10 protein-coding genes and 1 pseudogene are annotated in these 8,243 nt (G+C 42.6%); 3 read left to right on the forward strand and 8 right to left on the reverse strand.

Annotated elements, in window-relative coordinates; genetic code table 11:
• Positions 1-20: 20 nt before the first annotated feature.
• The 7 genes and pseudogenes from HMPREF2573_RS09815 to ispF form a co-directional block, all read right to left on the reverse strand.
• Positions 21-499: pseudogene (locus tag HMPREF2573_RS09815) on the reverse strand (gamma-glutamyltransferase).
• Positions 453-1,070 carry a gamma-glutamyltransferase gene (locus HMPREF2573_RS09740; RefSeq protein ID WP_255360632.1) on the reverse strand — a complete coding sequence of 206 codons (618 nt, stop codon included), beginning with the start codon at positions 1,068-1,070 and terminating at the stop codon, positions 453-455. The pseudogene HMPREF2573_RS09815 and the gene HMPREF2573_RS09740 overlap by 47 nt, the downstream one beginning before the upstream one ends.
• Entirely contained in the window at positions 1,045-1,560 is a 516-nt protein-coding gene (locus HMPREF2573_RS09745) for a gamma-glutamyltransferase (protein WP_255360633.1), read from the reverse strand. The genes HMPREF2573_RS09740 and HMPREF2573_RS09745 overlap by 26 nt, the downstream gene beginning before the upstream one ends.
• Before the next feature lie 21 nt (positions 1,561-1,581).
• Positions 1,582-1,782 (reverse strand): hypothetical protein, encoded by a 201-nt coding sequence (locus tag HMPREF2573_RS09585; RefSeq protein ID WP_228141155.1) that lies wholly within the window; start codon positions 1,780-1,782, stop codon positions 1,582-1,584.
• Between the two features lie 201 nt (positions 1,783-1,983).
• On the reverse strand, positions 1,984-2,319 hold the full coding sequence (gene grxD / locus HMPREF2573_RS04755) for a Grx4 family monothiol glutaredoxin (protein WP_003669145.1): 336 nt from the start codon (positions 2,317-2,319) through the stop codon (positions 1,984-1,986).
• Between the two features lie 52 nt (positions 2,320-2,371).
• On the reverse strand, positions 2,372-2,938 hold the full coding sequence (locus HMPREF2573_RS04760; protein ID WP_042510254.1) for a cysteine hydrolase family protein: 567 nt from the start codon (positions 2,936-2,938) through the stop codon (positions 2,372-2,374).
• A gap of 57 nt (positions 2,939-2,995) precedes the next feature.
• Entirely contained in the window at positions 2,996-3,484 is a 489-nt protein-coding gene (gene ispF / locus HMPREF2573_RS04765; protein WP_036331929.1) for a 2-C-methyl-D-erythritol 2,4-cyclodiphosphate synthase, read from the reverse strand.
• Between the two features lie 98 nt (positions 3,485-3,582).
• Here ispF and mnmA point away from each other — a divergent pair, with 98 nt between their 5' ends.
• The 3 genes from mnmA to purB all read left to right on the forward strand — a co-directional run bounded on the left by mnmA (position 3,583) and on the right by purB (position 7,582).
• Positions 3,583-4,761, forward strand: a complete 1,179-nt coding sequence (mnmA, locus tag HMPREF2573_RS04770) for a tRNA 2-thiouridine(34) synthase MnmA (protein ID WP_070472744.1) — start codon at positions 3,583-3,585, stop codon at positions 4,759-4,761.
• Positions 4,758-6,086: a YkvI family membrane protein gene (locus HMPREF2573_RS04775; RefSeq protein WP_003659302.1), complete on the forward strand. Its 1,329-nt coding sequence runs from the start codon at positions 4,758-4,760 to the stop codon at positions 6,084-6,086. The genes mnmA and HMPREF2573_RS04775 overlap by 4 nt, the downstream gene beginning before the upstream one ends.
• Before the next feature lie 107 nt (positions 6,087-6,193).
• Entirely contained in the window at positions 6,194-7,582 is a 1,389-nt protein-coding gene (purB, locus tag HMPREF2573_RS04780) for an adenylosuccinate lyase (protein WP_070472747.1), read from the forward strand.
• 103 nt (positions 7,583-7,685) lie between these two features.
• On the opposite strand, the gene HMPREF2573_RS04785 is transcribed toward purB, so the two are convergent.
• The gene (locus HMPREF2573_RS04785) at positions 7,686-7,901 is read right to left on the reverse strand and encodes a hypothetical protein (RefSeq protein WP_003660657.1); all 216 of its coding nucleotides are present in this window, start codon (positions 7,899-7,901) and stop codon (positions 7,686-7,688) included.
• Positions 7,902-8,243 lie beyond the last annotated feature (342 nt).

Genomic DNA, 8,243 nt, shown 5'->3' on the forward strand with positions numbered 1-8,243 from the left:
ACAAAATACAAGCTTCACCTCTAATCACCCATCACTCGACCTTCTCGGCGTGGATCGGCACTGCCAACCAGCCTGCTTGGCTCGATAATAATGGCTTGAACACCTGAATTTAGCTTACGCACATCAGTCTTATAGCCCAAATCATTTAATGCGTGTTGCCATTGGACGGCGGTTGTATCCATCTCTAATTCATAGCTACCAAAACGATTTAATAAATTGGGTGCACTGATGGCATCTTGGATATCCATATTCCAGTCACGATGCCCACAATCGTCTTAGCGACATAGCCAATGATTCGGCTACCACCTGGGGAGCCGATTGCCATATAAGGCTTGCCTGCTTTAAATACGATGGTTGGTGCCATTGAGGAGCGTGGTCTCTTACCAGGCTCGACATGATTGGCGACCTGTTTGCCCTGCTTTATTGGCTCAAAACTAAAGTCTGTCAGCTCATTATTCAGCAGGTAGCCATTTGCCATCAAAGTTGAGCCAGTAACCATTTGCCATCAAAGTTGAGCCAAACGCATTTTCAATGGAAGTCGTCATTGATAGCACATTACCCGCCTTATCCACAATTGAGATATGACTGGTAGAAGGTAACTCAATCGCTTGTGAGGACACCCACTCATGAATAAAATCACCTGCAGATACGCTAGGCAGTGCCTTATCCGACTGCTTAAGCAGCTGGCTGCGATGTTTTAGGTCGTCTTTGGAAATCAACTGGCGAATGGGTACAGGTACAAAATCAGGGTCGCCCAAATATACATCACGATCCGCAAACGCAAGCCTAGAAGCATCGCCCAAGAGACGCAAGCCTTCAGCATCATACCCCACCTGATTGGGTGAAAATTCATTTAAAATCCCCAAAATCTGACCCACAGCAATCCCTGAGCTTGGTGCACTCATACCGCATACTTCATAAATACGATAAGTCACACAAACAGGTGGGCGTTCCACCACTTGATAATCAGATAAATCTTGTAAGGATAATTGACCGGGGTTATCCTTAGCATTTTGGACAACCGAAACGATATTTTGGGCATATTTACCAGTATGCAGAGCTTTTTGCACCTTGAACTGCTAACGCCTGAACACTGTCAGCAAATTCTAAATTTTTCAGCAAGCTGCCTGCTTGTAGCGACACACCATTCGGCAAAAAATAAGCGGCTGTTTTTGGATAGCGTGCCAAATGCTGCCAATTTTGCTCAACCGAGATGGCAAGCCTTGGCGACACCTCAAAGCCTTGTTTTGCCAAGCGGATCGGCGTATCAAATAATTTTCCCCAAGGCAATACACCGTATCGCTGATGTATTGTCTCCATCAGTTTAGGGATAGCAGGCGTACCCACCGAGCGACCACCGACCACCGCTTCCATAAATTTCAATGGCTGGCCATCTTTATCCAAAAATAACTCTGGCGTCGCACGCATCGGTGCCGTCTCACGCCCATCAAATGTGGTCAATGTTTTGGCGGTATTATCCCAATACAACACAAATGCACCACCGCCCAAGCCTGACGACTGTGGCTCTACTAGGCTTAGTGTCGTCTGCACCGCCACCATCACATCTGCAGCACTACCGCCTTATTTTAAGATATCATAGCCTGCTTGAGTTACTAATGGATTGGCTGATGCTACCATAAAATCACTTACAATCACCTGCTGTTGTTCGGTCAGTCCCGTTGCATGTTCAGGCGTGTGAGCGTCTGCACCTGTGATGACAGCAGAATTAGTATTAACCTTACCTTGATTGGCATGGATGACTTGACATCCAGAGATTGCCATAGACATTATCGATGCAGTCAATAAATATGTTTTAGCCATAAGCGCAACTTCGTCTGAGTTTGATTGATAATACATACAAATTATGCTGATTATTGTATGTAATATGGCTAAATAATTCAATCCAAACAATCTTGACCATCAAAAAAGACCGCTAATGTCATCAGCAGTCTTTTTTTGATATTTGTGTAAGATATTAAGTAATCAGGCATCAGAGCTATGCTCTTCAATGAGTGGTTTTAACTCACCTGATTGATACATTTGTAGGATAATATCGCTACCACCGATTAACTCACCATTGACCCAAAGCTGTGGAAAAGTTGGCCAATTGGCAATCAATGGCAGGGTTGAGCGAATTTCAGGATTTTCTAGGATATTGACAAAAGCAAAAGGACGACCGATTTGTGTTAACACTTCAATGGCACGCGCTGAAAATCCACATTGGGGAAACTGGGGCGTGCCTTTCATATACAGTAGGACAGCATGGTCTTTGATTTGGTTTTCAATTAAGGTTTTGGTTTCTGGGTTGATGTCGGTCATGGTTCGCTCCGATTTGAGAAATTTGGGCTATTATGGGGGTAAATGGCGATTTTTACAAGGTGTATTTATGTAAAAGTTCAGCACTTGTAAGTACAGTGGCAAATTCACCATGCAAATTGGCAAGACTGATTTCATGGACAAGCTGACTGTCAAATCGCTCGCCAGTTGCTCCCATTCTATCAAAAGTTGCTGTACCATCGGATACCACAAAAGTGGTAAAGCCCAAATTAGCTGCCATGCGTGCGGTTGTGGATACACAGTGGTTGGTTGTCAGCCCAACAAGAACAAGCGTATCAATGCCCGCTTTGGTCAGTTGCTGCTGTAAATCTGTGCCAATAAAACCGCTATTGACATGCTTTGTAATGACATGTTCACAAGGCAAAGGTTTGGTAAGTTCAATCCAATTAAAACCTTGATGTGTGGGGTGTAAGCGTGATTGGGGCGTGGTTGATGAATGACGAATGTGAAAAATGGGCAAATCTTGCTCTCGCCAATGGCTAAGTAGTTCAAAACAAACCTGCTCACAGTTTGGGTTGTTGCGATGACCGCCCCAGTAGGCTTCATCATAAAAGCCTTGTTGTAAGTCAATGAGCAATAAAGCGGTATTTTTAGCAATCATTTAGATCCCATATTTATTGTTAATGACAAAAAAAACCAAACAAACACACCACTGTTTTTAATAAGCATGGTTTTTAATAAGCAGCACCGTTGCACTTGCCCAAATGCCCTCACCACGCCCTATCCAGCCCATTTTTTCGTTGGTGGTTGCCTTGATACTCACACAGTCTACACTGACACCCAACACGCCTGCAATGCACTCACGCATGGCAAGGTTGTGCGGTGATAGCTTCGGTAATTCACAAATGACCGTCATGTCAGCGTTACCAAGCGTATAGCCTTTTGCTTGCACCAACGCATAAACATGTTTTAGCAAAACTTTGCTATCAGCACCTTGATAAGCATCATCTGCATCAGGAAAATGCTGCCCAATATCACCCAATGCCAACGCTCCCAAAAGGGCATCTGATAAAGCATGTAGCAGTACATCGCCATCTGAATGAGCCTTTATGCCATGGCTGTGGGGAATGCGTACACCGCCAAGCATCACAAAATCACCCTGTGTGAATGAATGCACATCTATGCCTTGACCGATTTTTATCATCATAAAGCCTTTTTGATTTGTTGTGGACAATGCTTGTAAAATGACTGGCAAGCCCCATATAATGGCACAAGTTTACCACAATCTGATAAAAAGAGACAACCATGAACGCCTACCGTCTATCTGATATTGCCCAATCTTATGGCAAAGCCCCCAAAGACATCAAAGTCATCGTTGGCATGTCTGGCGGTGTGGACAGCTCGGTATCGGCTGTTTTGTTACAACAAGCAGGCTTTCATGTTGAAGGCTTGTTTATGAAAAACTGGGAAGAAGATGATGGCAGTGAATACTGCACCGCCATGACTGATTTGGCTGATGCCCAAGCGGTGGCGGATAAAATCGGCATCAAATTACACACCGCTAACTTTGCCATGGAATATTGGGACAATGTTTTTGAACATTTTTTGGCAGAATACCAAGCAGGACGCACGCCAAACCCTGATATTTTATGCAACAAAGAAATTAAATTTAAAGCCTTTTTGGATTATGCGTCTGGGCCACAATTTGGACTTGGGGCGGATTTTATCGCTACAGGACATTACGCACGCCGTGGTTTTAGCCAAGATGGCAAGGCCCAGTTGCTGCGTGGTTTGGACGCCAATAAAGACCAAAGTTATTTTTTACACGCTGTGGGGGGCGACAAAATCGCCAAGACACTTTTCCCCATCGGTGAGCTTGAAAAACCACAAGTGCGAGCCATTGCCCAAAAATATGACCTTATCACCGCCAACAAAAAGGACTCCACAGGGATTTGCTTTATTGGTGAACGCAAGTTTAAGGATTTTTTACAACAGTATTTACCCGCTCAAAAAGGTGATATCTACACCGATGATGGTATAAAAATTGGCACACATGATGGCTTGATGTATTACACCATCGGACAGCGTGGCGGCATTGGTATTGGTGGTGTGGCAAATCGCCCCGAAGAGCCGTGGTTTGTGTTACACAAAGACCTGACAAATAACCGTCTCATCGTCGGACAGGGGCATGACCACGCCATGTTACAATCCACCGAACTCACCGCTTATAAACTGGATTGGGGAATTGCTCCGCCTGCTCAGATTTTTGGCAAGCAAGGTTTTAGATGCACCGCCAAAACCCGCTATCGCCAGAGTGACCAAGATTGTACCGTCTTTGCCCTTGATGAGACAGGTGATACAGTCAAAGTGGTGTTTGGTGATGCCCAGCGTGCGGTAACACAAGGCCAATCGGTCGTGTTTTATGATGGCGACATTTGCTTAGGGGGTGGGGTGATTGATGGGACAAATGCAAAGATTTATTGATTTTATTGTTATTTTTTGTTAAAATTATAAGCCATTTATCAAAATTCATCATACCAATGCTTCATCAAAACCCACCAAAATATTCATTTAACCATCAAAAAATCATCATCATTGCTTTGGCTTATGTTGGCGTCATCACAGGCGCTGGTCTATCTTCTGGTCAAGAGATATTTCAATATTTTGCAAGCTTTGGCAAAATGGGCATGATAGGCGTTGTGATTTTAGGGGTTTTGCATGCCATTTTTGGGGGCATTATTTTGGCGTTAGGCTCGTTTTATCGTGCCAATGAACACAGCCAAGTCCTTGATAATATTGCAGGTCCTTGGGTAACAAAATTACTTGATTGGTCATTGATTGTCAGTGGTTTTACCTTAGGCTTTGTCATGATTGCTGGTGCTGGTGCTAATTTAAATCAAGAATTTGGGGCACCCACATGGCTTGGGGCAGCCCTTTGTTCATTATTGGTGATTGGCATTAGCATGCTAAACTTTGAAAAAGTCACCGCTGTAATCGGTATCTTTACACCCATTGTGGTATTTATCATCTTCGCTTTGACACTCTACACCTTTGTTGGTAAAAGCTACGATTGGGATTACCTTGACCGCATTGCGTTATCAGAACCTCAAATTTTTCCCAATGCGTGGCTGTCTTTAATCAACTATTACGCTTTGTGTATTATGACAGGCGCATCCATGGCGTTTGTGCTTGGTGGTAAAACCATGTATGTCGGTGAAGCTGCCCGTGGGGGATTTTTAGGGGGTGCGCTCATCGGCTTAATCAGTGCTTGCACCGCTTTTACCATCTTTGCCAACATTGATTTGATTTTAGATGCTGACTTACCCATGCAATTATTGGTGGCAAATGTTCATCCATGGCTTGGCACTTTGATGAGTTTTATCATTTTTGCCATGATTTTTAATACCGCCATCAGTTTATATTACTCGCTGGCCAAGCGTTTTTCAGGTGATGACAACCAGCGCTTTAAATGGATATTGATTGGCTTGGTTTTGGTCGGCTTTATCTTAAGCTTTGCAGGTTTTAAAAAACTGGTCTCAATCATGTTCCCCATCATTGGCTACATTGGTATGTTGCTTCTTGTCGTGTTGTTGTTGGCATGGATAAAAAACCATAAAAAGATTAAAACCGAGCGTATCAATCGCCGCCATATTTATGCTTTGATGCAAAAAAAATTAGACGATTCACAAAGTTTTAATAAAACCGATGAAAAACAGTTAAATAAATTGATTGAAAATTCGGTTATTAATGACCAAGAAATCAAGCAAGACATGACTCAGCTAGTTAAAGACAACCTAGATAAATCATGATAAGTCATCAATGCTTTACCATGATATAAAGCCAAACAGCACACATTGAACAACATTAACAACCCAATATTAAACAACCCCAAAATAAGCTTAGGAAATTTAAGACTATGCCGTTATCTGCCCTTACCGCCCTATCCCCACTTGATGGTCGCTATGCTTCTAAATGCGATGCTTTGCGTCCGTATCTGTCCGAATTTGGACTTATCCACGCTCGGGTTACTGTTGAAATCCGTTGGTTGCAAGCCCTTGCCAATCACCCACAGGTGATAGAAATTCAGCCATTTTCTGCCAAAACCAACCAACACCTTGATGAAATTGTGCAAAATTTTAGCGAAGAAAACGCCCTGCGTATCAAAGAGATTGAACGCACCACCAACCACGATGTCAAGGCGGTGGAGTACTTTTTAAAAGAGCAAATCGCTGATATTGACGAGCTTAAAAATGCGGGCGAGTTTATCCATTTTGCCTGCACCAGCGAAGACATCAACAACTTATCACATGCCTTAATGTTAAAGGCAAGTCGTGATGTGCTGGCAAGCAGCATGCAACAACTCATTGACGCCATCGCCACGCTTGCCCAAACGCACGCCAATCAACCCATGCTCTCACGCACACACGGTCAAACCGCCAGCCCCACCACATTGGGCAAAGAAATGGCAAATGTTGCCTATCGCCTACACCGCCAATTAACCCAATTTAATCATGTGGAATTATTAGGAAAAATAAACGGTGCGGTTGGTAATTATAACGCCCATTTATCCGCTTATCCCAACATTGACTGGGCAGACCATGCCCAAAAATTCGTTACCAGTCTTGGTTTAACATTCAATCCATACACCACCCAAATTGAACCACATGATTATATGGCGGAGTTATTTGATGCCCTGCGTCGATTTAACACGATTTTAATCGACTTTAACCGTGATGTGTGGGGCTATATTTCGCTTGGTTACTTTAAACAAAAACTTAAAGATGGAGAGGTGGGTTCATCAACCATGCCCCACAAGGTCAATCCGATTGACTTTGAAAACTCTGAAGGCAACCTTGGTTTGGCAAATGCGGTCTTGGCTCATTTGGGCGAAAAATTGCCCATTTCACGCTGGCAACGAGATTTAACCGACTCAACCGTCCTTCGCAACATGGGCGTGGGTTTTGCCCAAAGTTTGATTGCCTTTGATGCCTGCTTAAAAGGCATTGGCAAATTGGAGATAAACGCCAATCGTCTTAATGAAGATTTGCACAATGCACAAGAAGTGCTTGCCGAACCCATCCAAACCGTCATGCGTCGCTATAATATAGAAAAACCGTATGAAAAATTAAAAACCTTACCCCGTGGACAAGCCATGACCCGTGAGATGATGCTGGATTTTATTCATGGTGATGAGCTAAATGCCGTGCCAGCAAGTGAGAAAAAACGCTTGGCGGACTTGACCCCCGCCACCTATATTGGCAATGCTGATATTCAAGCAAAAAATATTAAAGATTATTTTAAATAATTAATAATAATCTCTTATATAAAAATCACCGCTTAGTAAACTTGCGGTGATTTTTTTGGCTGGCTTTTGATAAGATTGGCAAGCGAATATTTTTTAAAATTAATTACGCTTTAGGTGCTTTATTTGAACCACTTGTCAGCTGAGCAAGTCTTTTGGTAACAAAGAGTGCTACAGGCAAACTAATCACCGCACCAATAACTACAGCACCAATGATATGCATACCTTTATCAAACCCAGTAACAAAAGCAACAATCATCAACACGCCAATAATCACTGTAAACGCAATTGAAAAAATCGCACTAAATAATGGTATATTCATATAAAACCCCATAGTTTTTGTGGAATACCCTATTTATACACTTTTTTTGCACAAATGTTAAGCGATTTTTCAAAAATTTCTATAAAATTTTTGTGATGCTGTGTTTTATGTACAAAAATTGCACCAAGCCTGCATAAATCACTTACATTTATCATCATTTATGCTAAAATTAATCATTTTTGGCAACTGCGACAAGCATTTTTATAAGCATTTTTATCCAAGCTAGCTTAGTTGTCCCATCAATTTAACCCATAAATACAAAATATCCGCTGCCTTTAGCCAAGGATTTTATATGAAAACCATGCAATCAAATGAAGTACGCCAAGCCTTTATTGACTTTTT

Origin of the sequence: Moraxella sp. HMSC061H09 (assembly GCF_001809255.1) — a bacterium.
Lineage (GTDB): Bacteria > Pseudomonadota > Gammaproteobacteria > Pseudomonadales > Moraxellaceae > Moraxella > Moraxella catarrhalis.

Coding starts and splice junctions, on each gene's coding strand:
- HMPREF2573_RS09745 (WP_255360633.1), bottom strand. CDS start 1,560: ATGGTGGCGGTGCAGACGACACTAAGCCTAGTAGAGCCACAGTCGTCA.
- ispF (WP_036331929.1), bottom strand. CDS start 3,484: ATGATGATAAAAATCGGTCAAGGCATAGATGTGCATTCATTCACACAG.
- mnmA (WP_070472744.1), top strand. CDS start 3,583: ATGAACGCCTACCGTCTATCTGATATTGCCCAATCTTATGGCAAAGCC.
- HMPREF2573_RS04760 (WP_042510254.1), bottom strand. CDS start 2,938: ATGATTGCTAAAAATACCGCTTTATTGCTCATTGACTTACAACAAGGC.
- grxD (WP_003669145.1), bottom strand. CDS start 2,319: ATGACCGACATCAACCCAGAAACCAAAACCTTAATTGAAAACCAAATC.
- HMPREF2573_RS09585 (WP_228141155.1), bottom strand. CDS start 1,782: ATGGCAATCTCTGGATGTCAAGTCATCCATGCCAATCAAGGTAAGGTT.
- purB (WP_070472747.1), top strand. CDS start 6,194: ATGCCGTTATCTGCCCTTACCGCCCTATCCCCACTTGATGGTCGCTAT.
- HMPREF2573_RS04785 (WP_003660657.1), bottom strand. CDS start 7,901: ATGAATATACCATTATTTAGTGCGATTTTTTCAATTGCGTTTACAGTG.